The 26,338-nt window shown below is 62.7% G+C and carries 20 protein-coding genes; 14 read left to right on the forward strand and 6 right to left on the reverse strand.

Features of this window, described 5'->3' with window-relative positions:
- The first annotated feature begins 28 nt into the window (after positions 1-28).
- From GGD57_RS19665 to GGD57_RS19685, 5 genes are all read left to right on the forward strand, one after another.
- Positions 29-1,522, forward strand: coding sequence for an ArnT family glycosyltransferase (locus GGD57_RS19665; protein WP_184471973.1), 1,494 nt, complete (start codon positions 29-31; stop codon positions 1,520-1,522).
- Between the two features lie 136 nt (positions 1,523-1,658).
- Entirely contained in the window at positions 1,659-2,675 is a 1,017-nt protein-coding gene (locus GGD57_RS19670; protein WP_184471974.1) for a glycosyltransferase family 2 protein, read from the forward strand.
- Between the two features lie 12 nt (positions 2,676-2,687).
- Positions 2,688-4,187 carry a glycosyltransferase family 39 protein gene (locus tag GGD57_RS19675; RefSeq protein ID WP_184472100.1) on the forward strand — a complete coding sequence of 500 codons (1,500 nt, stop codon included), beginning with the start codon at positions 2,688-2,690 and terminating at the stop codon, positions 4,185-4,187.
- The gene (locus GGD57_RS19680; RefSeq protein ID WP_184471975.1) at positions 4,188-5,675 is read left to right on the forward strand and encodes an ArnT family glycosyltransferase; all 1,488 of its coding nucleotides are present in this window, start codon (positions 4,188-4,190) and stop codon (positions 5,673-5,675) included.
- Between the two features lie 105 nt (positions 5,676-5,780).
- On the forward strand, positions 5,781-6,032 hold the full coding sequence (locus GGD57_RS19685) for a ribbon-helix-helix domain-containing protein (protein ID WP_184471976.1): 252 nt from the start codon (positions 5,781-5,783) through the stop codon (positions 6,030-6,032).
- Between the two features lie 59 nt (positions 6,033-6,091).
- Here the strand turns inward: GGD57_RS19685 and GGD57_RS19690 are convergent, their stop codons facing one another.
- Positions 6,092-7,459 (reverse strand): aspartate aminotransferase family protein, encoded by a 1,368-nt coding sequence (locus tag GGD57_RS19690; protein WP_184471977.1) that lies wholly within the window; start codon positions 7,457-7,459, stop codon positions 6,092-6,094.
- 83 nt (positions 7,460-7,542) lie between these two features.
- Here GGD57_RS19690 and GGD57_RS19695 point away from each other — a divergent pair, with 83 nt between their 5' ends.
- The gene (locus GGD57_RS19695) at positions 7,543-8,895 is read left to right on the forward strand and encodes a glutamine synthetase family protein (protein ID WP_184472101.1); all 1,353 of its coding nucleotides are present in this window, start codon (positions 7,543-7,545) and stop codon (positions 8,893-8,895) included.
- A 4-nt stretch (positions 8,896-8,899) separates the two neighbouring features.
- On the opposite strand, the gene GGD57_RS19700 is transcribed toward GGD57_RS19695, so the two are convergent.
- The gene (locus tag GGD57_RS19700) at positions 8,900-9,844 is read right to left on the reverse strand and encodes a diacylglycerol/lipid kinase family protein (protein ID WP_085736683.1); all 945 of its coding nucleotides are present in this window, start codon (positions 9,842-9,844) and stop codon (positions 8,900-8,902) included.
- 303 nt (positions 9,845-10,147) lie between these two features.
- On the opposite strand from GGD57_RS19700, the gene GGD57_RS19705 reads away from it, so the two are divergent.
- Together GGD57_RS19705 and mgtE are read left to right on the forward strand one after the other, a co-directional pair.
- On the forward strand, positions 10,148-11,374 hold the full coding sequence (locus GGD57_RS19705; protein WP_184471978.1) for an MFS transporter: 1,227 nt from the start codon (positions 10,148-10,150) through the stop codon (positions 11,372-11,374).
- 261 nt (positions 11,375-11,635) lie between these two features.
- Positions 11,636-13,009 (forward strand): magnesium transporter, encoded by a 1,374-nt coding sequence (gene mgtE / locus GGD57_RS19710; RefSeq protein WP_184471979.1) that lies wholly within the window; start codon positions 11,636-11,638, stop codon positions 13,007-13,009.
- Positions 13,010-13,111: 102 nt separating this feature from the next.
- Here mgtE and GGD57_RS19715 read toward each other — a convergent pair whose 3' ends face one another.
- The gene (locus GGD57_RS19715) at positions 13,112-13,585 is read right to left on the reverse strand and encodes an Lrp/AsnC family transcriptional regulator (protein ID WP_184471980.1); all 474 of its coding nucleotides are present in this window, start codon (positions 13,583-13,585) and stop codon (positions 13,112-13,114) included.
- Positions 13,586-13,729: 144 nt separating this feature from the next.
- On the opposite strand from GGD57_RS19715, the gene GGD57_RS19720 reads away from it, so the two are divergent.
- Positions 13,730-14,635 carry a DMT family transporter gene (locus tag GGD57_RS19720; RefSeq protein ID WP_184471981.1) on the forward strand — a complete coding sequence of 302 codons (906 nt, stop codon included), beginning with the start codon at positions 13,730-13,732 and terminating at the stop codon, positions 14,633-14,635.
- A gap of 81 nt (positions 14,636-14,716) precedes the next feature.
- On the opposite strand, the gene GGD57_RS19725 is transcribed toward GGD57_RS19720, so the two are convergent.
- Positions 14,717-15,331, reverse strand: a complete 615-nt coding sequence (locus GGD57_RS19725) for a L,D-transpeptidase (RefSeq protein ID WP_184471982.1) — start codon at positions 15,329-15,331, stop codon at positions 14,717-14,719.
- Positions 15,332-15,468: 137 nt separating this feature from the next.
- Entirely contained in the window at positions 15,469-17,133 is a 1,665-nt protein-coding gene (locus GGD57_RS19730) for an electron transfer flavoprotein-ubiquinone oxidoreductase (protein ID WP_184471983.1), read from the reverse strand.
- 241 nt (positions 17,134-17,374) lie between these two features.
- On the opposite strand from GGD57_RS19730, the gene GGD57_RS19735 reads away from it, so the two are divergent.
- Positions 17,375-18,163, forward strand: a complete 789-nt coding sequence (locus tag GGD57_RS19735) for an SDR family oxidoreductase (protein WP_184471984.1) — start codon at positions 17,375-17,377, stop codon at positions 18,161-18,163.
- Between the two features lie 67 nt (positions 18,164-18,230).
- Here GGD57_RS19735 and GGD57_RS19740 read toward each other — a convergent pair whose 3' ends face one another.
- The gene (locus tag GGD57_RS19740) at positions 18,231-19,112 is read right to left on the reverse strand and encodes a phosphotransferase family protein (protein WP_184471985.1); all 882 of its coding nucleotides are present in this window, start codon (positions 19,110-19,112) and stop codon (positions 18,231-18,233) included.
- A 292-nt stretch (positions 19,113-19,404) separates the two neighbouring features.
- Between GGD57_RS19740 and GGD57_RS19745 the strand changes: the two genes are divergently transcribed.
- The 4 genes from GGD57_RS19745 (at position 19,405) to GGD57_RS19760 (ending at position 26,296) form a co-directional block, all read left to right on the forward strand.
- Positions 19,405-20,694 carry an efflux RND transporter periplasmic adaptor subunit gene (locus tag GGD57_RS19745; RefSeq protein ID WP_184471986.1) on the forward strand — a complete coding sequence of 430 codons (1,290 nt, stop codon included), beginning with the start codon at positions 19,405-19,407 and terminating at the stop codon, positions 20,692-20,694.
- Positions 20,691-23,819, forward strand: coding sequence for an efflux RND transporter permease subunit (locus GGD57_RS19750; RefSeq protein ID WP_184471987.1), 3,129 nt, complete (start codon positions 20,691-20,693; stop codon positions 23,817-23,819). Before GGD57_RS19745 ends, GGD57_RS19750 begins: the two co-directional genes overlap by 4 nt.
- Before the next feature lie 216 nt (positions 23,820-24,035).
- A complete protein-coding gene (locus GGD57_RS19755; protein WP_184471988.1) occupies positions 24,036-25,328 on the forward strand; it encodes an Hsp70 family protein in 1,293 nt (430 codons plus the stop codon).
- Positions 25,329-25,396: 68 nt separating this feature from the next.
- The gene (locus GGD57_RS19760) at positions 25,397-26,296 is read left to right on the forward strand and encodes a uracil-DNA glycosylase (RefSeq protein ID WP_184471989.1); all 900 of its coding nucleotides are present in this window, start codon (positions 25,397-25,399) and stop codon (positions 26,294-26,296) included.
- The last annotated feature ends 42 nt before the right edge of the window (positions 26,297-26,338 follow it).

Here is a 26,338-nt window from a genome sequence, read left to right on the forward strand (position 1 = left end):
GCGCCTCGCCGGCTTGACTTGGAGATCGATGTTGGAGCGCATTACCAGAAGCATTACGATCGCGAGCCTTTTTCTGGCAGTCTATTTCCTGCTGAACATCGCGCTCCGGATCGCGCTGCCGCATACGCTCGATCTCGACGAGGCGGAGCAATCCTTCTACTCGCAATATCTGCTGGCCGGCTACGGCTCGCAGCCGCCCTTCTACAACTGGATCCAATATGCCATCGTCTCGGTGACCGGGATCACGATGTGGGCGCTCTCGGTTCCGAAGAACATCATTCTCTTCGGCTGCTATCTGTTCTATGGGCTGGCTGCCCGCGAGGTATTGAAGAACCGTCTGCTCGCCCCCATCGCCATGCTGAGCCTGATTACCTTGCCGCAGGTGGGGCTGATGGCGCAGCGCGAGTTGACCCATACCGTTGCCCTGCTGTTTGCAACCTCGCTCTTCCTCTTCGGTTTTTTCCGCACACTTCGCCAGCCGACAGTCGGGAGCTATCTCGTCATCGGCATCGCCACCGGCATCGGCCTGATCTCCAAATATAATTTCGCCATCCTGCCGTTTGCCGCCTTCATTGCCGTGCTGCCCGACTGGAAGGGGCGCAGCCGCCTGTTCGACTGGCGTCTGCTGCCGGCGATCGCGATCGCCATTCTGATCGTTTTGCCGCACGCGCTCTGGTTGCCAGACAATCTTGCCAGCGCTTCGGGCCCGACACTGGAGCGGATGACCGCCGAGCACGAGGCCGCCGCCGGCCTCCCCCGCATCGGACAGGGACTGTTGTCTCTCGCCATCGCCGTACTCGGCTTCGTCGCATTGCCGATCGTTATTATTGCGGCAGCCTTCCGACGGGATTTCGTTCGTGCGCTTACCTCGACCAGTCCGATGATCCGGGTGATCGAGCGGATGATGATCGTCAGCCTGATCGCCTTCGCCGGTATCGTTGTCTTCGCCGGCGCGAGCGATATCCACGAACGCTGGCTCGATCCCTGCCTGCTTGTCCTGTTGATCTATCTGTTCCTGAAGCTGGAGGCCGCAGGCTTCGATCTTTCCGCCGGCCTTGCGCGCTTCCGGCTCGTGGTGCCGGTCTTCATGGTCGTCATCCTGGCGATCCTTCTGCTGCGGATCGTTGCCATTCAATATATCGGCACCTATACGCGAACGAACGTGCCCTTCTCCGGCTACGCGGCCGAACTGACCGCGACCCGCAAGCCGGTTCTGATCGTGGCGGGAACCAAGTTCGTGGCCGGCAACATGAAGCTGGAATTCCCCGACGTTCCCGTCGTGATCCCGTTCTTCCCCGGTTCCGGGGTTCCCGAATATGCGACTGCCAAGGGGCCGGTGCTCGTTATCTGGCGTGGCGAAACCGCCGACGACCCGACGATTTCCCCGAGCTTCGCGAGTGATCTCGTGAGATCGGGCATCCATCTGCAGGAGTTGAACACGCTGACGTTGCCCTATCTCTTCAGCAACGGCAAAAAGAGCTTCTCCATCGGTTATTCCTGGGTGGAGGGAGGCGCAAAGTAGCATTCCCTCAGCTCAACCGATTGCGGGGAAACCGGCATTGCCCGCTGGCAACGGGCGGACACTTCATGTACTAGCGTTCCGCAAGCGCGGCGGCGGCAGTAAGATTGCTCGGCCGCCCGGCCTTTTGGAGATGAAATTGCAGACAACGGTAGAGCCCATTCGCGGTACGAATGATCCGGTACAATCGCTCGAGCTGTCGCTGGTCGTGCCCATTTTCAACGAAGAGGAAAGCGTCGGTCCGCTCGTCGAGCGTGTCGTGGCTGCGATGGCTGCCTATCCCGATCACTGGGAGCTGATACTCGTCGACGACGGCAGCACGGATGCGACGCTCGTCAACGCCCGCAAATTCGTCGGGCGCGAGGGGCTGACGCTCAGGATCGTCGAGCTGCAGCGCAACTTCGGCCAGACCGCCGCCATGCAGGCGGGTATCGACACCGCCCGCGGCCGGCTGATCGCGACGATGGACGGCGACCTGCAGAACGACCCGAAGGACATTCCTTCGATGGTCGCCGAACTGGAACGGCGTGAACTCGATCTCCTGGTCGGCTGGCGCAAGAACCGCAAGGACGGCCTGTTCCTGCGCAAGATCCCTTCCTGGTGCGCCAACTACCTGATCGGCCGCATCACCGGCGTCAAACTGCATGATTACGGCTGCAGCCTGAAGATCTACCGTGCCTCGATCATCAAGCAGGTGAAGCTGATGGGCGAAATGCACCGCTTCATCCCGGCCTGGGTCGCCGGTGTCGTCCCGAGCTCGCGCATCGGCGAGATGGCCGTCACCCACCATGCTCGCGAGCACGGCGTTTCGAAATACGGCATTTCGCGCACCTTCCGCGTCATCCTCGACCTGCTGTCGGTGATGTTCTTCATGCGCTACAAGGCGCGGCCCGGGCATTTCTTCGGCTCGCTCGGTCTTGGCCTCGGTGCTGTCGCCATGCTGATCCTCCTCTATCTCGGCTTCGACAAGTTCATCATGGGCAATGACATCGGCACACGCCCGATGCTGATGGTCGGCGTCGTACTGCTGCTTTCCTCTGTGCAGATGATCACCACCGGCATCCTGGCGGAAATGATCGCGCGCACCTATTACCGCGACGACGCCTCTCCGAATTATATCGTGCGGCAGATCTTCGACGATCAAAGCCAAGCCTAAGCCGGCGGCATGATGCTGGAGCGCGCGACGAGGACGATCAAAACCGCGGGCCTGCTGCTTGCGGCCTATTTCGTGCTCAACATCGTGCTGCGCATCGCGCTTCCGCATTCGCTGGAGCTCGACGAGGCCGAGCAATCCTTCTTCTCGCAATATCTGCTGGCGGGCTACGGCCCGCAGCCGCCCTTCTACAACTGGATGCAATATGCCGTCGTTTCGCTGACGGGCATGTCGATCGGCGCGCTGATCGTGCCGAAGAACATTCTGCTGTTCCTGTCCTATCTCTTTTATGGCCTTGCCGGGCGGCGCGCGCTGAAGGACCAGGCACTGGCCGCTATCGCCATGCTGTCGCTGATCACCCTGCCCCAGGTCTCCTTTATGGCCCAGCAGGACCTGACCCACACGACGGCGCTGCTCTTTGCCAGCGCGCTGTTCCTCTACGGCTTCTTCCGCACGCTCGATCGGCCCGATATGGCGAGTTACCTGCTTCTCGGGCTTGCGACCGGCTTCGGGCTGATCTCGAAGTATAATTTCGCGCTGATGCCCGTCGCTGCCTTGATCGCCATCCTGCCCGATACCGAATGGCGGCGCAGGGCGATCGACTGGCGCATCCTGGTGGCGATCGCCGTCGCGCTCGTCATCGTCCTGCCGCACGCGATCTGGCTGCGGAACAATCTCGCCTTCGCCTCCTCCGATACTCTGGTCAAGATGGCCGCCGGCAACGAACCCGCCGGCATCGTGCGGATCGGCAAAGGCCTTCTCGCTTTTGTCGTCGCCATCATCGCCTTTGCGGCGCTGCCGGTCGCAATCTTCGCGGCCACCTTCCGCCGGGACTTCATCCGGGCCCTTTCGGCCGGAAACCGCTGGACCGGGATGATGGAGCGGATGATGCTCGCAAGCCTCATCGGCATCGCTCTCATCGTCCTCTTCACCGGCTCCACCACGGTGCGTGAGCGCTGGCTGGACCCGTTCCTGCTGGTGCTGCCGATCTATTTCCTGGCGAAAATGCAGGCTGCCGGCATCGACCTTTCCGCCGGGCTGCGCCGCCTGCGGCCGGTTTTGCCGGTGCTGATGGCCTGCGTGCTGATCGCACTCGGCCTGCGTGTCGTCGGCGCCGGGCTGATCGGCGTCTATGCCAGGCCGAACGTGCCGATGGCGGCGCTTTTCCGCGAGATGACGCGACAGGGGCAACCGGCGCTGGTGATCGCCTCCGACACCTATGTCGCCGGCAATGTGCGGCTGCAATTTCCCGATGTGCCGGTAGTGATCCCGGATTTTCCGGCGCCGGGCATTCCGGCCTTCGCCGAGGCCAAGGGGCCGGTGCTGATCGTCTGGCGCGGCAAGAAGACGGCGACGGCGGCGGATGCGGTGATGCCGGAGCGGTTCTCATCGGCGCTGACGGCGGCCGATATCGCGCCGCAGGAGATCGGCTCGTTGTCGCTTCCCTATTACTTCGGCCGCCAGGGCGACAATTTCGCGCTCGGTTACGCCTCGGTTCAGCCGGGGCCGAGATAGATGAGCGAGACCAACAATCGCGACATCAGGTGGATCTTTGCCCTGCTCGCCGCCTATTTCCTGTTTCAGGTCGGCGTGCGGCTCGCGACCTCTCATTCGCTCGATCTCGATGAAGCCGAACAGGCCTTCCGCTCGCAATGGCTTGCCGCCGGCTACGGCCCGCAGCCGCCCTTCTACAACTGGCTGCAATATACCGTCTTTCAGTTTACCGGCGTCTCGCTTGCTGCGCTTTCTCTCGTGAAGAACCTTCTGCTGTTCGGTTCCTACCTGCTCTACGGCCTGACCGCGCGCCTCATCCTGCGTGACAAGGCGCTGGTGGCGATATCAACGCTCGGCCTGCTGACGATCCCGCAGATGGCTTTCGAGATGCAGCGCGACCTGACGCACACGGTCGCGGTGTTCTTCTCGGCCAGCATCTTCTTCTACGGCTTCATCCGCAGCCTGAAGCAACCGAGCCTTGCCTCCTATCTCATCGCCGGCATCGGCATCGGTTTCGGCCTGCTGGCCAAATATAATTTCGCGATCCTGCCTGCAGCAGCCCTGATTGCCGCGCTTTCGGATGCGCGCTTGCGGCCGCGGATCTTCGATTGGCGACTGGTGCTGACGGCGGCGGTGGCATTCGTCATCACCCTGCCGCATCTCTTCTGGCTGAAGGACAATCTCGATTTCGCCACCGCCCGCACGCTGGAGAAGATGACCGCGAGCGGCCACGCGAGCTATCCCGCGCAGGTGGCCATGGGTGTGAGCTCGCTCGCGCTCGCCACCATCAGCTTTGCCGGATTGACCGTGGCGGTATTCGCCATCGTGTTCGGCAGGAGCCTGCGACCGGCGCTGACGGCGGGTTCGCAATGGACGCGGTTGCTCGAACGGATGATGCTCATCTTCCTGGCCGGCATTCTGTTGCTGATCGTCTTCGGCGGCGCTGCCGGCATCAAGGATCGATGGCTGGTGCCGATGCTCTTCATCCTGCCGCTCTATTTCGGCCTGAAGATCGAAGCCGCGGGCGCCGCGACAGATCGGCCGTTTCGGCGTTTCCTGGCCATTGTCGCCATCATCATGATCGGCGTGCCGGCCGCCCTCTACGGCAGCGTCGCGTCTGCACGTTTCACCGGCCACTATGAACGATTGAACAGGCCCTATGCCACGATGCTGGAGACCTTGCGCGAACAGGCCGAGCCGGCGGCGATCCTTGCCGGCGACAGCCTGCTTGCCGGCAATCTCAGGCAGGATATTCCCGGCGTGCCGGTCCTCTCCGTGGATTATCCCGGCTTCCACCCCGATCTTACCGGCAAGCGACCGCTTCTCCTCGCGTGGCTGATACCGCCGAAGGGCGGAAGCGAAGCGCTGCCGCCCGACATGGCTGAATGGCTGCAGGCCAATCTCGGCGCCTCCGCACCCGAGGCATTGGTGATCGACGTGCCCTATTTCTATCAGCATGGCGATGACCGCTATCGCTTTGGCTATGCCTGGGTCAATCGGCATCCCTGATGCATAACGGGGACGCATTGCCCTTCGGTAGAGTTGCCGCGGCGTACCGACGGTATTGCAAAAGTATTGTATTTTGCCACATAATAAGGGGTAAGGAGTCATGACATGGCACGCGCAAAGACTTTTTCCCTTGGCGACACCTATGACGGGATCCTCTCGGATCTTGTCCGCAATGGCCGGTTCGGCACGGAGACCGAGGCGGTGCGGGCGGGCATCCGCATGCTCGCCGACCATGAGCTGAAAATGCAGTTGCTGCGCAGAGACATTCAGGCGGCCGACTCCGAGATTGAAGCCGGCCTCGGTAAGGAATACGCCACCGGAGCGGATATCCTCAAAGACGTCATGAACGAAAGCTAAGGCCATTAAACCGAAGCGTCTGATTATCGCTCCATCCGCCATCGAAGAGCCGAGACTAATCAGGATTTCAACTCGTTCCAGGCGAGATCCAGCGCCAGTCTGGTAATCCTTGCCATCTCATCCACCTCCGCATGGCTGATGACAAGCGGCGGTGAGGCCAGCATGCGGTCGCCGGTGGCGCGCAGCACGAGGCCGTTTGCCAGCGCATGATTGCGCACCAGCGCGCCGATCCGATCGGGCTTGTCAAAACGGGTACGCGTGCTCTTGTCCGCAGCAAGCTGCAGGCCGCCCATCAGGCCGATGCTGACGGCCTCGCCGACCAGATCATGGTCGGCGAGCGCTGCCCATGCCTTGCCGAAATAGGGGCCGATGTCGTCGCGCACCCGTTCGACCAGCCTTTCCTCCTCGATGATGCGCAGGTTTTCGAGTGCTGCGGCGGCGCAGACCGGATGGCCGGAATAGGTGAAGCCGTGATTGAACTCACCGACCTCGTTGATCAGCACATCGGCGATGCGGTCGCTGACCAGCACGCCGCCGATCGGCAGGTAGCCGGAGGACAGCCCCTTGGCGATCGGCGCGAGAGCCGGCTCGACGCCGAAATGCTGATGGCCGAACCAGGCGCCCAGCCGGCCGAAACCGCAGATCACCTCATCGGTCACCAGCAGGATATTGCGCGCCTTGCAGATACGGTCGATCTCCGGCCAGTAGGTTTCAGGCGGAATGATCACGCCGGCAGCCCCCTGCACCGGCTCGGCGACGAAGGCTGCGACATTCTCCTCGCCCAGTTCGTCGATCTTCGCTTCCAGCTCGCGGGCGACCTTGAGGCCGAATTCGGCAGGTGAGAGATCGCCGCCCTCGCCATACCAGTAGGGCTGGCCGATATGGACGATGCCTGATATCGGCAGATCGCCCTGTTCATGCATGTATTTCATGCCGCCGAGGCTGGCGCCAGCGACGGTCGAGCCGTGATAGCCGTTCTTCCTCGATATCACGATCTTCTTCGACGGCTTGCCGACGGCGCTCCAGTAGACACGCGCCATGCGGAACCAGGTGTCGTTCGCCTCCGAGCCGGAACCGGTGAAGAAGATATGGTTGAAACGTTCTCCCGCGTGCGAGGTCACCTTCTCGGCCAGCAGCGTCGCCGGCGTCGAGCTCGTGCCGAAGAAGGTGTTGTAATAGGGCAGTTCGTTCATCTGCCTGGCGACGGCGTCCGCGATCTCCCGGCGGCCGTAACCGATATTGACGCACCAGAGGCCGGCGAAGCCATCGAGATATTTCCTGCCGCGATTGTCGAAGATGTGGCAGCCCTCGCCGCGCTGGATGATGCGCGCGCCTTCGGCATTCAGCTTCTTCATGTCGGCGAAGGGATGCAGGTGATGCGCGGCGTCGATCGCCGCAAGGTTCGAGGGTGGGTAAGTATCGGGCATGGCTGGTGAAAGACCTTCGCGGATTGAAAGGCTGCTGTCGATGAGATAGGAGCTTGGCCTTGTCCCGGAGGATTTTCAAGGCCATGGCGAGCGACAGGATGGACGGCAAGGCCTGGGGTGGCGACCCCCGTTTCGAAATCCTGATCGTCGGTATGAACGGCGATCTGCGCGGCAAACAGCTGCCGCCGGGCGCAGAAGGCAAGGTCTGGGCCGGAGACATCCGCCTGCCGACCTCGACGCAATCGCTCGACATCTGGGGCGACGACAATGACGACATCACCGGCCTGTCGCTGACGATCGGCGATCCCGACGGCAAGGTCATCCCCGACCGGCGCAGCCTGGCGCCGATGCCCTGGGCACCCGAGGGCTCGATGCAGGTGCTCGCCACCATGCATGAATTCGACGGCAGCCCCAGCTTCATGGACCCGCGCGCCATCCTCGCTTCAGTATTGGAACGCTATGCGGCGCGGGGATTGACGCCTGTGGTGGCGACCGAGCTGGAATTCTACGTGATGTCGGGCAACTGGCGTGAGACCGGTCGCCCCTCCCCGCCGGAAAGCCTCACCTATCGCGGCGAGCCGAACGGTTACCAACTTTACGACATGAGCGCCGTCGACGCGCTCGACGACTATCTCGGGACGCTGAGGGCCTATGCGAAAACGCAGGGGCTGCCGGCGGAAGCGACGACGGCGGAGTTCGGTCCAGGCCAGTTCGAGGTCAACCTCATGCACCGCGCCGATGCGCTGGCGGCCGCCGACGATTGCCTCTACCTCAAGCGTGTCGCCGAACAGGCGGCGCGCCGGCACGGGCTGAAATCGACCTGCATGGCCAAGCCCTATTCCGAGCATGCCGGCTCCGGCCTGCATGTGCATGCGAGCGTCATCGACCGGCAAGGCCGCAACATCCTCGATGCCAAGGGCGGCGAGCCGAAACGGCTCAAATCGGTTGCTGCCGGGCTGCTCAACAGCATGCGCGAGGCGCAGCTGATCTTCGCCCCCTTCGCCAATTCCTACCGCCGCTTCCAGCCGGGCTCGTTTGCGCCCGTCGACCTCACCTGGGGCAGCGACCATCGCGGCACGGCGATCCGCATACCCGACAAGGACGGGCCGGCCGCCCGGATCGAGCATCGCGTGGCCGGCGCCGACGCCAATCCCTATCTGCTGCTCGCGGCAATCCTCGGCGGCATGCTCGCCGGCCTCGACCAAGAACTCGACCCCGGCGAGGAGACGACGCCCTCGCATACGGCTGCGAACACCACGCGGTTGACGCATGATTTCCTGAGCGCCGTCGAGACCTTCCGCACCTCGCCCTTCATCGCCGATATTTTCGGCGCGCGTTATCAGGCGCTCTATGGCGACACAAAGCGCAAGGAAGCGCTTGCGCATCTGCGCACCGTCTCGGATTTCGACTATCGCACCTATCTGCCGCGGTTCTGAAACTTCACGCGGCGGGCTCGCGGCGTTCGGCCGCATCCACCTGCGCGGCGAGACCCTGTTTGACGAGAACCTTCAACTCGCCCGGATGCAGCCGGATCGAGACGTCGCGTTCGAGCGGCAGCAATTCGCCGTCCATGACGCAATTGGCCTTGGAGCGCAATTTCGGGAAATGCAGCTGCACCTCGGCCGGATGCATCACCATGACGTCGGCATTCTCACGCACCTTGCCGCGCAGCATGTCGACGGCAAGGCGAGCGACACCGAGGGGTTTCAGCGGATTTGCAGTGTAGAAGCCGAGTTCGCCGCTTCTCAGATTGTCGGCGTAGAGCAGCGCATTCTCGCCGAAGGGATTGTTGGAGACGGAGATTGCCGACACCCTGCGGCGCTCGCGCATGCCGGCCGCCTGGAACTCGACCTCGAATTCCGGCGGATTGAAGATGACGCCCAAGGCCGCTTTCGTGCTCGCCCGGATCTTGCCCAGCCGGGAGCGATAGCTATAGGCGTTGCGGTAGCGCACCATCCGGGCATGCAGACCGGCGGAAAACTGGTGAATGAAGGGCCGGCCGTTGGCGCTGGCAATATCGACATTGTCAATCTCGCCTGATGCAAGCACATCGAGCGCCTGCCAGATATCGAGCGGCACGCGCAACGAGCGGGCAAAGAGGTTCATCGTGCCGGCGGGCACGACGCCGAGCGCAATGCCGTTTTTCCAGGCGATCGATGCGGCCGCCGAAATCGTGCCGTCGCCGCCGCCGGCAACGATGCCGTCGATATCGTCGCGCCTGGCCGCCCGCTCCATGGCGGGAATGATTTCCTTGCCGGAGAAAACGATGGCGTCGAAATCGTGCCCGGCGTCGCGGAATGCTTCCTCCGCCCTCTTTTCGTAGGCCAGCATGTCGGTGGTCCTGAAGGTACCGCCATCGCGATTGAAAAAGCCTACAAGCTTCATAAGGGCTCCCGTCCCTGGCGCGGAAACAATCCTGCCTTTGCTGCTGAGATGGTTGCGGTATCGGCGATTTCAAGCGCAGACGCTTTTCGTAAGAAGCAGCTGAAATGCAAATATTGCAACTGACATATGCACATAGCAGGACGCTGCACTGCAGAAAACGCACTCGACGCCGGCCGATGCGTCCGGGATAGATAAGGAATATCGGAGATACGTACCTCCGCCTCCCGCCATTCGAATGATCGGCCCGCAGCCGCGCTTGCGCCAGCGGTCATCGCCAAGCCAAAACCGCATCGAGGACCGCTCGTGAGTGAGATCACCGTCAATGATTCCATCGGCAGCCAGGATGAAGGGCTGCCCTCGGCAACGACCGTGGCGCTGGTCCAGCTGGCGCTCGCCTGCGGCGGCTTCGGCATCGGCACCGGTGAATTCGCGATCATGGGGCTCTTGCCCAATGTCGCCGCCACCTTCTCGGTCACGACGCCGCAGGCCGGCTACGTCATCAGCGCCTATGCGCTCGGCGTCGTCATCGGCGCGCCCGTCATCGCCGTGCTCGCGGCGAAAATGGCGCGTCGGACGCTGCTGCTGACACTGATGCTGATCTTTGCCGCCGGCAATATATTAAGCGCAATGGCGCCGACCTTCGAAAGTTTCACGCTGCTGCGTTTCGTCAGCGGCCTGCCGCACGGCGCCTATTTCGGCGTCGCAGCACTTGTCGCCGCCTCGATGGTGCCGGTGCATCGCCGCGCCCGAGCGGTCGGCCGCGTCATGCTCGGCCTGACGGTTGCCACACTTCTCGGCACGCCCTTGACGACATTCTTCGGCCAGTCGCTCGACTGGCAGGTGGCGTTTTTCTCGGTCGGCGTGCTCGGCCTGCTGACGGTGGCGCTGATCTGGTTCTACGTTCCCAAGGACCGGGTTTCCGAAGAGGCGAGCTTCTCACGCGAACTCGGCGCCTTCCGCCGGCCGCAAGTGTGGCTGACGCTCGGCATCGCCGCCGTCGGTTACGGCGGCATGTTTGCGATGTTCAGCTATATCGCCTCGACGACGACACAAGTGGCGATGCTGCCGGAAACGGCCGTTCCGATCATGCTGGTGCTCTTCGGCGTCGGCATGAATGCCGGCAATTTCATCGGCTCGTGGCTCGCCGACAAATCGCTGCTCGGCACGATCGGCGGCTCGCTCGTCTATAATATCGTCGTGCTGACCACCTTCTCGCTGACCGCCGCCAATCCCTATATGCTCGGCCTCTCGGTGTTCCTCGTCGGCTGCGGTTTTGCCGCCGGCCCGGCGCTGCAGACGCGGCTGATGGATGTCGCCGCCGATGCGCAGACGCTGGCCGCCGCCTCCAACCATTCCGCCTTCAACATTGCCAATGCGATCGGCGCCTGGCTCGGCGGCCTCGTCATCGCCTGGGGTTTTGGTTTTGCGGCAACCGGTTATGTCGGCGCGGGTCTCTCCTTCCTCGGCCTCTTCGTCTTTGCAGCCTCGGTGCGTCTGGAGCGCCGCAGCCGGAGCGCGCAGGCGGCCTAAGCCTCTTCAGCCGCATCGCGGGGGTGCGACATTCTGGCGTTAAGCATTTACCCCGCTTGACTTTTTTCGCGTTCGGGACCACCTAGCATCTTACGCGGACGGCACTTGTCTTCCGCGGATTTCAACGGAGCCATCTTAACGATGCCAAGCGACAGTAGCAGTCGATTGCCTTTGCCGTACGCGGCCCTCGTGCGCTGACCGACTCCTGTCGGCTCGCCCGGTCGGGACGCTACGGCGGATCGACGGAAAGGCGAGCCTCATATGAACATCAATCGCTTCCCACTCCGGGCAGGCCATGCCGCCCGTGCCTTCATCAACAACAGCCGCGGCGCAACGATCGCCGAACGCGTCGACGCGTTGAACGCGCTGACCATCCAGGACGCCGGCCGCGTTCTGATCGGCATGCCGCTCGACTATGCCGTCAATATTCTCGACCGGCCGGAGCTTCGCAACGCCGCACAGATCCTGGCACTGATCAGCGCCGAGGATGCCGCACGGCTGCTGCACGGCATGTCCAACGACCGTGTCGCCGACGTGCTGCTCGAACTCGACGGCGACACCCGCGCCCGGCTGTTTTCCAGCCTCGACGAGCCGGTGCGCATCGCGATCCAGCACCTGATGGGTTATCCGCCGCGCACGGCCGGCGGCATCATGACGACGGAGTTCGTCAGCGTGCCCGACAGCTGGACCGTCGCCCAGACGCTCGACCATGTGCGCCAGGTCGAACGCTCGCGCGAGACCGTCTATGCGATCTATGTGCTCGAAGAGGCAAGCCATGCGCTGATGCATGTGGTGACGCTGCGCCGCCTGATCACCGGCGAGCCTGATGCCTCGATCCTCTCGGTGGCGCAGAAGGGCACGCCGGTCTCTGCCGACCCGCTGATGAAGCAGGAGGATGTCGCCCGGCTGATCCGCAAGCACGACCTGCTCGCTTTGCCGGTCACCGACGAACATGGGCAGGTGCTCGGCATCGTCACCGTCGACGACGTGATCGACACGATGATATCGGACACGACGGAAGCGGCCCAGAGGTTCGGCGGCATGGAGGCGCTCGGCCAGCCCTACATGAAGATCGGCTTTGGCGGCATGATCCGCAAGCGCGCCGGCTGGCTCGCCGCCCTCTTTCTCGGCGAGATGCTGACGGCAAGCGCCATGCAGCATTTCGAAGGCGAGCTGGAAAAGGCTGTGGTGCTGACACTGTTCATCCCGCTGATCATGAGCTCGGGCGGCAATTCCGGTTCGCAGGCGACCTCGCTGATCATCCGGGCCCTGGCGCTCGGCGAGCTGAAGCTTTCGGACTGGTGGAAGGTGCTGTTGCGCGAATTGCCGACCGGCATCGTGCTCGGCGCGATCCTCGGCCTCGTCGGCTTCGTCCGCATCGTCTTCTGGCAGTCGGCCGGGCTCTATGATTACGGCCCGCATTGGCAGATGGTCGCCATCACGGTGTTCGCCGCCCTGATAGGGATCGTCACCTTCGGCTCGATCTGCGGCTCGATGCTGCCCTTCCTGCTGCAGAAGCTCCGGCTCGATCCGGCCAGCGCTTCCGCCCCCTTCGTCGCCACGCTGGTCGACGTCACCGGGCTCGTCATCTACTTCTCGGTGGCGCTGCTCATCCTCAGCGGGACACTGCTGTAGAGCCTAAGCCCCCTCCCCAACCCATCCGGGGTCGAGCCACGGGTCTCGACCCCGGATGGGTTGGGGAGGGGTTTTTACCAGCCGAGAAAAACTATTGGGAAATTATCTTCCCTCGGGCAGCTTCAGCGGCCCGTGCGTCTTGATGCTGCGGATGGCGAAGTTGGAGCGGATGTCGCTGACGTTCGGCAGGGTCAGCAGCGTTTCCGTCAGAAGCCGCTCGTAGGCGGCGAGATCCTCCACCACCACTTCGGCAAGGAAATCGGCCGTGCCCGAAATCAGGAAGCAGGAGACGATCTCGGGGATGGCGAGCAGCGCCTTGTGCTGCGCCTCGGAATTCTCGCGGCTGTGATGGGCGACCTTGAATTCGACGAAGACGGTCAGCCCGAGCCCGACCTCCTTGCGGTCGATATCGGCCGTGTAGCCGCGGATTATGCCGGAGCGTTCAAGATTGCGGATGCGGCGCAGGCAGGGTGACGGCGACAGGTTCACCTTCTCGGCAATCTCGACATTGGTGGCCCGCGCATCCTCCTGCAGGCACTTCAGGATAGCGATATCGAATTTATCGAGGTTTGGCATTTTCGCGATCCCTGCTGGCATCAATTGGCAGAAGATTGCGCTTAGCACGATTTTCGAGCCAGAGATAGCAAGGACATGCCCCGCCCTCCGGCGCTAATCTCTTCCTTAACCGGAAGGGTTCCGGATAAGGAAAGGGACAGGACGATGACCACCATTGCATTGACGAACGACAAGTCGCCATCGCAGGCACTGGGCTATGCCGGCGGCACTGTTACCGTACTGATCTGGGCGACGTGGTTTCTTGTCACCCGCCACAGCGCCGCAACGCCGCTCGGCTCGATCGACATCGGGCTGATCCGCTTCGGAATTCCGGCGCTGGTGCTGGCGCCGGTCTGGCTGAAGACCGGATTGCTGCCGAAGTCCCTGCCCGTGCATCTGCTGGCGATCATGGTATCCGGCTCAGGCGCCGTCTTCTTCCTGCTGACCACGCTGGCCATTCATTCGACGCCGGCTGCCTCTTCAGGCATTCTGCTCGGCGGCTCGATGCCACTCGCCGCGGCGCTGATCGGCATTACGCTGTTTGGCGAAAGACCTGACGGCACCCGCATTGCCGGACTCGTCGCCATCGTCGCCGGCGTTTTGATCCTACTGACACACAGCCTTGCGGACGCCTCGCTGCCATGGACGAGCTTCGTGCTGCTGCCGGCCGGCGCCGTTTTATGGGCGAGCTATACGCATGCCTTCCGCCGCTCCGGTCTGAGCGCCGTGCAGGCAAGCGCGCTGATCGCCGTCTGGTCTTTCCTGATCATGGCCGCGCTTGCACTGATCTTCGGCATCTCGCTGCCGCAGGCTCCGCTCCAGGAAATCGGTCTGCAGGCACTGAGCCAGGGCGTTCTTTCCGGCCTCGTCGCCATGGTGGCCTACGGCACCGCCGTCAGAAGACTCGGCGGGACACAGGCCGCCGCCTTCACGGCGCTGACGCCGGTGCTGGCAACGCTTGGCGGCGGCTTCCTGCTGGGCGAAGCGATCGGCATGACCGAAATCAGCGCCGCCGTAATCACCGGCATCGGCGTCGCGCTGTCCACGGGTATCGCCGCACAACGTCGCTGACGCTCCGCACGACCGACAGACATTCAAAAGCCGCCGGCAGCAATCGCTGCGGCGGCTTTTTCAATGAGGCCGATCAGTCGCTCAAGCCTGGATGACGACGACCCTGGCGCCGACCTCGACGCGGCTATAGAGGTCGATCACGTCGTGGTTCATCATGCGGATACAGCCGCTCGACATGGCAAGACCGATCGATTGCGGCTGGTTGGTGCCGTGAATGCGGAAATGCGTGTCGCCGCCGCCGCGATAGAGATACATGGCGCGCGCGCCGAGCGGGTTGTTCGGGCCGCCCGGCATGCCGCCGGCAAGCTTGCGATAGCGCTCTTCGCGACGCTGCATGTTTTCGGTGGGCGTCCAGCTCGGCCACTCTGCCTTGCGGCCGATATAGGCGTCGCCGGCAAAAGCCAGCCCCTCGCGGCCGACGCCCACTCCATAACGCACTGCCCTGCCGTCGCCGAGAATATAGTAGGCACGACGCGCCGGGGTATCGACCACCACTGTTCCGGCAGCGTGGGTGGTTTCATAGGCCACTTCCTGGCGGCGGAGCTCCGGCTTGATCTTGTCGATCGGCACCTGCTTCAGCGGAAATTTCTCATCCGGAAGTGCGGCGTAATTCGTCTGGCTATTCAGGCCGGTCGAAGAGCAGCCGGCGACAAAAAGCGGCAGAGCGATCAGGAAGCCCCGGCGGGAGATCGTCATGAATGTGTCCTTAGTGCGTCAATATGATGTCGCAAGCTAAGGAGATTATGGTTAATGAACGGCTAACGGCGGCCCGCAATAAGCGATCACGCAGCCGTCAGCACGTGAAAATTGTCGGCGGCGAACGACCATCCGCCTCACATATTCGGATAGACCGGTCCCTCACCGCCCTGCGGCGGTACCCAGTTGATGTTCTGGTTGGGATCCTTGATGTCGCAGGTCTTGCAGTGCACGCAGTTCTGGGCGTTGATGACGAAGGTGTCCTGCCCGTCCTTCTCCACCCATTCATAGACGCCGGCCGGACAGTAGCGCGTCGACGGGCCGGCATAGATGTCGTGCTCGGAACGCTTCTGCAGGCCCATATCCTTGACCTTCAGATGCACCGGCTGGTCTTCCTCGTGATTGGTGTTCGACAGGAACACCGAGGACAGACGGTCGAAGGTCAGCACGCCATCCGGCTTCGGATAGGCGATCGGCTTGTGGTTGGCGGCCGGCTCGAGGCTCTGCGCATCGGTCTTGCCGTGACCAAGCGTGCCGAAGACCGAAAAGCCGAACAGCGTATTCGTCCACATGTCGAGACCGCCGAGCGCCACGCCGATCGCCGTGCCGAACTTCGACCACAGCGGCTTGACGTTCCTCACCCGCTTCAGATCCTTGCCGATGTCGCCCTTGCGCCATTCGTTTTCGATCTCGGCCACCTCGTCATGGCTGCGGCCCGAACCGATCGCCGCCGCCACCTTCTCGGCCGCCAGCATGCCCGACAGCACCGCATTGTGGCTGCCCTTGATGCGCGGCACGTTGACGAGACCGGCCGAACAGCCGATCAGCGCCCCGCCGGGGAAGGAAAGCTTCGGCACCGACTGGTAGCCGCCCTCGGTGATGGCACGCGCCCCATAAGAGAGCCGCTTGCCGCCCTCGAAGGTGCCGCGGATCGCCGGATGCGTCTTGAAGCGCTGGAACTCCTCGAAGGGATAGAGATAGGGATTCTTGTAATTCAAATGGACGACGAAGCCGACGGCCACCAGATTGTCTTCGAGGTGATAGAGGAAGGAGCCGCCGCCGGTCTTCATGCCGAGCGGCCAGCCGAAGGAGTGCTGCACCAGGCCCTGCCGGTGGTTCTCCGGCTTGACCTGCCAGAGTTCCTTGATGCCGATGCCGAACTTCTGCGGCTCACGATCCTTCTGCAGATCGAACTTGGCGATCAGCTGCTTGGCGAGCGAACCGCGCACGCCCTCGCCGATCAGCACATATTTGCCGAGCAGTTCCATGCCGCGGGTATAGTTCGGGCCGGGCTCGCCATTTCTCTCGATGCCCATGTCGCCGGTGGCGACGCCGATCACCGCGCCCGCCTCATTGTAGAGCACTTCCGCTGCGGCAAAGCCCGGATAGATCTCGACGCCGAGTTCTTCGGCCTTGGTTGCCAGCCAGCGACAGACGTTTCCGAGCGAGACGATGTAATTGCCGTGATTGTTCATCAGCGGCGGCATCAGCATGTTCGGCAGGCGGATCGAACCGGCGGGGCCGAGCACCAGGAAGTGGTCTGCCGTCACCTCGGTCTTGAAGGGATGATCGGCATCCTCACGCCAGCCGGGCAGCAGCCGGTCGATGCCGATCGGATCGACGACGGCGCCCGACAGGATATGCGCGCCCACTTCCGAGCCCTTCTCCAGCACGACGACCGAAAGCTCCGGATTGACCTGCTTTAGCCGGATCGCGGCGGAAAGACCGGCCGGCCCCGCACCGACGATCACAACGTCGAATTCCATGCTCTCGCGTTCGGGCAGCTCAGTCGTCTCGGTCATTCACTCGTCTCCGCTTGGCGGCACGCGGCCGTCATCTCCTCATAGGCACTTTCTTGTCAAAACGAGAAAGCATTGTCGAGCCGGGATACGACAAGCAATCTTCAATTCGCACAATAGATATGCTTCGGGAGGCCGAATAATATGACGCTTACGTCAACCGCAATCGTCAAGGCGGTCACGCTCCCTTTCCTTTCCCGCCACTTGCGCCTTATACATCGCCTAGAGAAATCGGAGGACAATCATGGATCTCGGCATCGACGGCAAACGGGCGCTCGTCCTCGCCTCCTCGCGTGGGCTCGGTCTCGGCATCGCCGTGGCACTGGCGCGCGAAGGCGCAAACGTGCTGCTCTGCGGGCGCAGCGGCGAGCAGCTGGAGGCCAATTGCAAGGCGATCAACAGCGAAGGCAAAGGCCGGGCCGACTGGATCTGGGCCGATCTCGGGGATGAACGTTTCGTCGAGACGGTAACGAGCGCGGTGAAGGAGAAATTCGGCGGGCTCGATATCCTCGTCAACAATACCGGCGGGCCGACGCCCGGCACGACCGAGGACATGACGGCTGAAAAACTCGAGACCTATTTCCTCTCCATGGTCGCCCGCGTGATTACGCTGACCAATGCGCTGCTGCCCGGCATGAAGGCACAGGGCTGGGGCCGCATCCTGACGGTCGCCTCCTCAGGCGTCATCGAACCGATCGCCAATCTGGCGTTGTCGAATACGCTGCGCCCGGCGCTTGCCGGCTGGAGCAAGACGCTGGCCTCCGAAGTGGCGGGCTTCGGCGTTACCACCAACCTGCTCTTGCCGGGCAGCATCCTGACCGGGCGGCTCGACGATCTCGACGGGGCGGCGGCCAAGCGGACGGGCAAGAGCCTCGAAGAGATCCGGACCGACAAGGAAGCGCGCATTCCCGTCGGTCGCTACGGCAGGGTGGAAGAATTTGCCGCAACGGCTGCCTTCCTCTGCAGCCAGCCGGCCAGCTACATCACCGGCTCGCTGATCCGCTGCGACGGCGGCGCGGCGCGATCCGTCTGACGGCGCTCCAACAGTTTTCAATCCTCGCATCGGCCCGCAAATCGATTCCGCTTTTCGGGCCGATGCGTTAGCCGGCATGAGCCGCGACGGCCGCCCAACTCGCGGCACTCTCAACCATCGATCCGACATGGGCCGGATCGTCCGCGATTTCGGCGAGCTCGGACAGACGATGGTAGCCCGTCATGATCGCAATGCGCCGCCGATCGAGCTTGCGTCCGGTCAGCATTTCATAGGCCGATACGATGCGGGCGGTCAGATCCGGCGAGATGAAATTCGAGTAGATGAACTCCTGGTGCAACGGGCCAAAGCCCGAATCGGTGAAATCGTAAATGCCGTTGAGCCTCCTCCGCGCATGGTCGAAGGCCATGTTCCAGCCATGGCCGTCGAAGAAGCCGTAGGTCTTGCCGTGTGGATCGGGCGGCAAGGCTTCGAAATCGGCAATGACGGCCTCGGCAAAGCTGCGGATCTCGGGCGGCAGCAGCGGCAAAGCCCTTGTTCGCACCGCCTCCGGCGATTGCCAGGGCTGGATCGGCCCGGCACCGGCCGACCGTAAACGATCGGCATCGAGCACATGCAGCTCGGCGTAAAAACGCGCCAGATCATCTGCAAGGTGCTGACGATCGCCTTCGCCAAGCGCCTGGTAATCTTCGACGATCAGATGTTCGCCATCGAGCTTGGCATGGCTGGAGAAGATCGGCGGCCCGTCGTGAATGTGCATGTCGGGAACCGCCATCGACAGCGACGGCCGAATGATGTCGAGCAAGGCGGCTTCCTTGACAAGCGCTCGTTCCGCGGCTGGATGGCGGGGGAACTTGAAGATCAGCGTGTCATCGACGTCGACGGCAAGGGAATCCCAGCTTTTCGCCGCCAGCTTGAAGACGGAGCCCGTCAGTTTCGGAAACACGCTTGTGATGAGAGAGCGAAATTCGCTGGGGTTCAACTCGGTCATGACGACCTGCCTTCTCTTTTTCCCTGTTTTCCCGGCGGCTTGCGGATGGATATCGGCCTGTCGCGAGCCGCCTGCCCCTCCGCCGTCAGGCGGCATCGGGTTACACTGGGTCTATATTAGTATAGTTTGAATATTACGGAATATTCATTACAAAAATTTAAGCCGTTATAACCACTTAGTGATCGCGACTCCGGAATTATGTCTTTTTTGCGCCGCAATATAAGCGGCTCTATCACGGCATAAAATTTCGCAACCTTGCCCCCGCAACCTTGCCCAAAAACCGGTCTCGCCCATGAAGAAATTTTGGATCACCGTCAGCATTATCGCCGTTGCCGCCGTCGGCGTCTGGCAATTCGGGAATCTGATCCCCTATGCCTCCCGCATTCCGTACCTCTCGCAGTTCATCAAGCAGCCGGCCGGCAGCAATGGCGGCAGGCAACAAGCGCAGGCCGATCAAGCGCAGAGCGGTGGGCAACAGGGCGGCGGGCGCAAACGCGGCGGCGGCGGCCCGACGGTCGTCAAAACAGTCGCGGCTGTCAAAACGACGCTGCCGATGGATGTGACCGCTTCCGGCTGGGCGGATGCGGATGACAATACGACCATTGCCGCACAGGAACAGGGCCTGATCGTCAGCATCAGTGCCAAGGACGGAGCGAGCGTCAAAGCCGGCGATCTGATCGCCAAGCTCGACGACCGAACGGCCAAGGCCGCCGTCGACAAGGACAATGCGATGATCGTGCGCGACACGGCAACCCTTTCGGAAGCCGAGACCGCATTGACCCGCGCGCAGGACCTCTTCAATCAGAAAGCTGGGACTCAGCAGAGCCTCGACCAGGCGGTCGCGGCCCGCGATACCGCCGCCGCCACCGTCGATGCCGACAAGGCGTCGCTTGCCTCCGATCAGATCATCCTCGAAAACACCGATATCCGTGCGCCTTTCGACGGCCGGCTCGGTGATATCGGGATCAGCAAGGGCGCCTTCCTCAATGCCGGCTCGGCGATCGTCACCATCGCCAAGTACGATCCGATCTATGTGAAATTCCATCTGCAGGAACGCTATCTCAGGGAGCTGAAGACCGCGCTCGCAGCCGGTCCGGTCGAGGTCAGCACGGTGCCGGCTTCCACCAAGGGGCAGGTCCGAAAAGGCGAGATCAGCTTCTACGACAATACGGTCGACACGGCCTCGGGCACCATCCTCGCCAAGGCGAAATTCGAGAATGCCTCCGGCGCGCTCTGGCCCGGCCAGTCGGTCAACATCGTCGTGCATTTCGACAATGACGAGCAGCAGGTGGTCGTGCCGACGGTTGCCGTCAGCCCCGGCCCGGACGGTTTCTTCGCCTTCGTCGCCAAGGACGGCAAATCGCATCTGACGCCGGTCACCGTTGCCCGCGCCAATGGCGGCTTCACCGCCATCGAATCGGGCCTGCAGGCCGGCGACCACGTCGTCGTCGAGGGCCAGGGTCAGCTCAGCGACCAGCAGGCGATCAACGAGCAGTTCGACGAAAAGACGCTTGATGTCGCCTCCGCCGAAGAGCCTCGGCAGCAGCAATCCGAGACGATCGCGGTGGGAGCGCAGCAATGATCCCCAATTTCTGTATTCAGCGCCCGGTCGCCACGACGCTGCTTGCCATCGGCGTCATTCTGGCCGGCCTTGCCGGTTACCAACTCGTGCCGGTGGCAGCCCTTCCCCAGGTCGATTTTCCGACAATCAACGTTTCGGCGCAGTTGAGCGGCGCCTCGCCGCAGACGATGGCGACGTCGGTCGCGACACCACTGATCAAGCAGTTCGAGACCATTCCCGGGATCAGCGAAATCAGCGCATCGAGCTCGCTCGGCAGCAGCAGCATCGTGCTGCAGTTCGATCTCAACCGCGATATCGACGCCGCTGCGGCCGACGTCCAGGCAGCGATCTCGCATGCGACCCGGCAATTGCCCGATAACCTGACGACGCCGCCGAGCTACCGCAAGACCAACCCGGCCGATGCGCCTGTGATGCTGCTCTCCGTGCAGAGCAACACCATGCCGCGCAGCAAGCTCGACGAGATTGCCGAGGATATCATCTCACCGTCGCTGTCGACGCTTCCCGGCGTCGCCCAGGTCAGTGTCTACGGTGCGCAGACCTATGCCGTGCGCGTCGAGGTCGACCCCAACAAGCTTTTGACCCGCGGTATCGGCATCGATACCGTCAACAAGGCGCTTTCTGCCGCCAACAGCCAGCAGCCTGTGGGCACGCTGCAGAACAATTCGCAGAGCATGACGATCACGGCGAACACGCAGCGTACCAATGCCGAACAATTCCGCTCGCTTGTTATCGCCAATCCGAACGGCGCGCCGATCCACCTTGGCGACGTCGCCGATGTGCAGGACAGCGTCGAGAACCAGTATACCGGCAGCTGGTATGACGGCCAGCGCGGCATCATCCTTGCCATCCAGCGTCAGCCGGATGCCAACACGGTCGATGTCGTCGATGCGATCAACGCCAAGCTGCCGCAGCTGCACGCGGAAATTCCGCCCTCGGTCAACACCGTCGTCATGAACGATGCCGCAAAGCCGATTCGCGCCGCCATTGCCGACGTCAAGTTCACGCTGTTTCTGACGATCGGCCTCGTCGTTCTCGTCATCTACCTCTTCACCGGCCATGCCACGGCCACGATCATTCCGGGACTTGCCGTTCCGCTGTCGCTGATCGCGACCTTCGGCATGATGTATGTGCTCGGCTACAGCATCGACAACATCTCGCTGCTTGGGCTGACGCTCGCGGTGGGGCTGGTGGTGGACGACGCGATCGTCATGCTCGAGAACATCCTGCGCCATGTCGAAGAAGGCATGCCGGTGCGGGAGGCGGCGATCAAGGGGGCCGGCGAAGTCAGCTACACCATCATTTCCATGTCGGTTTCGCTGATCGCGGTGTTCATCCCGATCCTCCTGATGGGCGGCGTCGTCGGCCGGGTCTTCAACGAATTCGGCATGGTGGTCGCCATCGCCATCATTTCGTCGGCCATCGTCTCGCTGACCGTGACGCCGATGCTCGGCTCGCGGCTGTCCAACAATCACAGCCGCCCGCCGCTCCTCATCCGCATTTTCGATGCCGGCTTCGAGCGGACGCTCAACGGCTACGACAGGGCTGTCGGCTGGTGCCTTCGCCATCGCGTCACGATCCTCGGCGTCTTCCTCGGCTCTGTCGCATTGACGGTCTATTTCTTCATGACGCTGCCGACGAGCTTTTTCCCGCAGGAAGATATCGGCCGCCTGACGGTCAGCACCCAGGCGCGGCAGGACATTTCCTATACCGCCATGGAGGCGCTGCAGAAACAGGCGGCGGCCGCCGTCAAGGCGAATCCGGCGGTCAATCACGTGATGTCGACGATCGGCGGCAACCCGAACAAACCGCAGAACAACGGCTCGATGTTCGTCGAGCTCAAGGACAAGAACGAGCGCCCGCCGCTTGACCAGACGCTGCGCGAGCTGCGCACGGCGATCAACAAGATCCCCGGATTGCAGGCCTTCGTGACGCCGAACCAGAGCCTGCGCTTCGGCGGCCGCCAGACCGCCAGCCAATATCAGCTGGTGGTGCAGGCGCTGAGCGCCGATCAGACCAACCTCTGGGCCGGCAAGATCCAGGCGGCGATGCGTGGCGACCGCGATCTGTTCACCGATGTGACCTCGGATGCCCAGAACAACGCCCTGCAGGCCAATATCGTCATCGATACCGAGCGGGCAGCCGCTTACGGCATCGACAACGATACGCTGCGCACGACGCTGCAGGAATCCTTCAGCGGATATGCGGCGGCGGAAATCCAGTCGACCGGCGACAGCTACGACGTCATCGTCGAATACGACACCAGCAAACCCTGGGACGACCAGAAACTGTCGGAGATCCGCGTCGCCTCCTCCAATGGCAGCCTGGTGCCGCTGTCGAACTTCGCGCACGTGCAACGCACCACCGGCCCGGTGACCATCAACCAGACCGGCCAGCTGGTGTCGACCACGGTTTCCTTCAACCTGCCGGAAGGCGTCTCGCTCAGCAATGCGACGGCGGCGATCGATCAGATCAAGAAGGACATCAGCGTTCCGGCAGACGTCTTCACCTCCTATGGCGGCACGGCGGAAATCTTCCAGCAGTCGCAGGGCAATACGCCCTATCTGATCCTGGCGGCCATTTTGACCATCTATGTCGTGCTCGGCGTGCTCTATGAAAGCTTCATCCATCCGCTCACCATCCTCTCCGGCCTTCCGGCGGCGGCCTTCGGTGCGCTGCTGGCGCTTAAGATCATGGGCTTCGACCTGTCGATCATCGCCCTTATCGGCCTCTTGATGCTGATCGGCATCGTCAAGAAGAACGCGATCATGATGATCGACGTGGCGGTGGAGACCATGCGCACGACGGGCGAAAAAGCGACGTCAGCGATCCACGAGGCCTGCGTGCGGCGCTTCCGGCCGATCATGATGACGACCTTCTGCGCCCTGCTCGGCGCCCTGCCGATCGCGCTCGGCACGGGAGCAAGCTCGGAACTGCGCCAGCCGCTCGGCATCGCCGTCGTCGGCGGCCTGATCGTCTCGCAGATGCTGACGTTGTTCATCACCCCGGTCATCTTCGTCGAGATGGACCGCTTCGGAAACTTCCTCGGCCGCCTGATCGGCGGAAAGAAGGTCGAGGAGGAGCCGGAAGTGCAGGTGCAGGAGGCAAGGGCAATGGCTGCCGAATGATGACGGCCCTCTGAGTTCGGCATAGCCGATCAGCCCCTGCGGCGCACTTCTTCTTTCCAACCGGGAGAAGAAGTGCGCCTCGATCACATCGAGTTCGCGCCTCTTGAATGTGTCACGCCTCTATGGCATCACCCGCCCTCCTTGATCCGGGCGTTCGCACGCCCTTGCGGAGCAGCGCTCCGTTTCCAACAACAATCGGCATGAAGAGGTGCGGGCATGGCTCAGGCGCTGGGTTTGGACTTCGGCACGACAAATACGGTTCTCGCCACGGCGGATGGGCGGGCGACGCGCTCGATGGCGTTTACGAGCACGGCAGGCACGGCCGACAGCATGCGCACGGCGCTCTCCTTCATGAAGGATGCGCAACTCGGCGCTTCGGCGCTGAAGGTAGAGGCGGGCCATGCAGCGATCCGGCAGTTCATCGACAATCCCGGCGACTGTCGTTTCCTGCAGTCGATCAAGACCTTTGCCGCAAGCGCCCTCTTCCAGGGCACGATCATCTTCGGCAAGCGGCAGAGCTTCGAAGACCTGATGGAAATCTTCATCCGGCGCCTTCGCCATTACGCAGGCGAGAGCTGGCCCGATGATACCAGCCGCATCATCACCGGCCGACCGGTGCATTTTGCCGGCGCCAGTCCGGACCCGGTACTGGCGGTGCAGCGCTACAACGAGGCGCTGACGCGCTTCGGCTTTCCGGAAATTCATTATGTCTACGAGCCGGTTGCCGCCGCCTTCTACTTCGCGCAGAACCTGAAGTCCGATGCGACCGTGCTCGTCGCCGACTTCGGCGGTGGTACGACGGACTATTCGCTGATCCGCTTCGAGACCAGGGCCGGCAAACTGACGGCAACGCCGATCGGCCATTCGGGCGTCGGTGTGGCCGGCGACCATTTCGATGCGCGCATGATCGACAACATCGTCGCACCGCAAATCGGCAAGGGCAGCCATTTCAAGAGCTTCGACAAGATCCTCGAGGTGCCGTCGAACTACTATGCGAGCTTCAGCCGCTGGAATCAGCTGTCGATTTTCAAGACCTCGCGGGAATTCGAGGATCTGAAGAAGCTGGTGCGCACGGCGCTGGAACCGGAGAAGCTGGAAATCTTCGTCGACCTGATCGACCACGACGAGGGCTATCCGCTCTATCAGGCGGTCTCGGCAACAAAGATGGCGCTTTCCTCCGCCGAGGAGGCTCCGTTCGATTTCGCCCCGCTCGGCCGCGCCGGCCATCGCATGATCAAGCGCAGCGATTTCGAAAGCTGGATCGTCGATGACCTCGCCCGTATCGAAGGCGCGCTCGACGACGTGCTGGAAAAGACCAACACCGATGCATCCGGCATCGACAAGGTGTTCCTGACCGGCGGCACCTCCTTCGTGCCGGCGGTGCGCCGCATTTTCACCGAACGCTTCGACAGCGACAAGATCGAGAGCGGCGGCGAATTGCTGTCGATCGCCCACGGCCTGGCGCTGATCGGCGAACGCGACGACATCGCGCAATGGACTGTGCAATAGCGCCGGCAAGGGTGGGCAATCGGTCGCCTGCCCTTTCCATGCCCCAGTCTCTCCGCTAAACCTGTCGGATGATCTCCGCCAACGACCTTTCCCCCGCCGAGCTCGCAGCGCTTCTGCATTTCCATGCAGATGCCGGCGTGGAATGGCTGCTGGAGGAAGAGGCGGTCGACCGCTTCGCCGAATTCGAAGCGATGAAGGCCGCCCGGCGCCCGCAGGCACAGCCGCAATCTTCCATCACCGCAGAGCGTTCCGGCCCCGGCGAAGGCCGGATAGCGCCGCGTCCGAATGCTGCAGCGCGCCCTGCCCCGGCCGCTGTCGCGGCTTCCGCTCCGCAACCGGCAATCCCGGATGGCGAGGCGGTGCAGCAGGCGCGTTTCGTCGCCGAAGCTGCGCGATCCCTGGCGGAACTCAAGACCGCGATCGAAGCCTTCAACGGCTGCAATCTCAAGCACAGCGCCCGCTCGACCATCTTTGCCAGCGGCGATGCGACAAGCGGGATCATGATGATCGGCTCGGCGCCGGGCGCCGAAGACGATCGCGAAGGTGTGCCCTTCTCGGGAAAATCCGGCCAGCTGTTCGACAAGATGCTGGCGGCGATCGGGCTGACGCGCTCGAGCGTGCTGCTGACGCAGGTCATCCCCTGGCGGCCGCCTGGCAATCGTCCGCCCTCGGCTGCGGAAATGGACATCTGCCGGCCCTTCATCGAACGGCAGATCGCGCTGGCAGAACCCAAGGCGATCCTGCTGCTCGGCAATTTTGCCGCCCGCTTCTTCTTCGGCGAAAACGACACGATCCACGGCCTGCGCGGCCGCTGGAAGGAGATTGCCGTTGCCGACTGTGTCATTCCTGCCATAGCCAGCCTGCATCCACAGGATCTGTTGACCGCGCCGGTCAACAAACGGCTGGCCTGGAATGACCTGCTCGCCTTTCAGGCGAAGCTTAAGTCCCTCTCTTTGCTTAGAAATTAGCCAAAATTGAATAATTTATGAATGTATCTATGCGCTGCACGC

Origin of the sequence: Rhizobium esperanzae, assembly GCF_014197615.1 — a bacterium.
GTDB classification, from domain to species: domain Bacteria; phylum Pseudomonadota; class Alphaproteobacteria; order Rhizobiales; family Rhizobiaceae; genus Rhizobium; species Rhizobium esperanzae_A.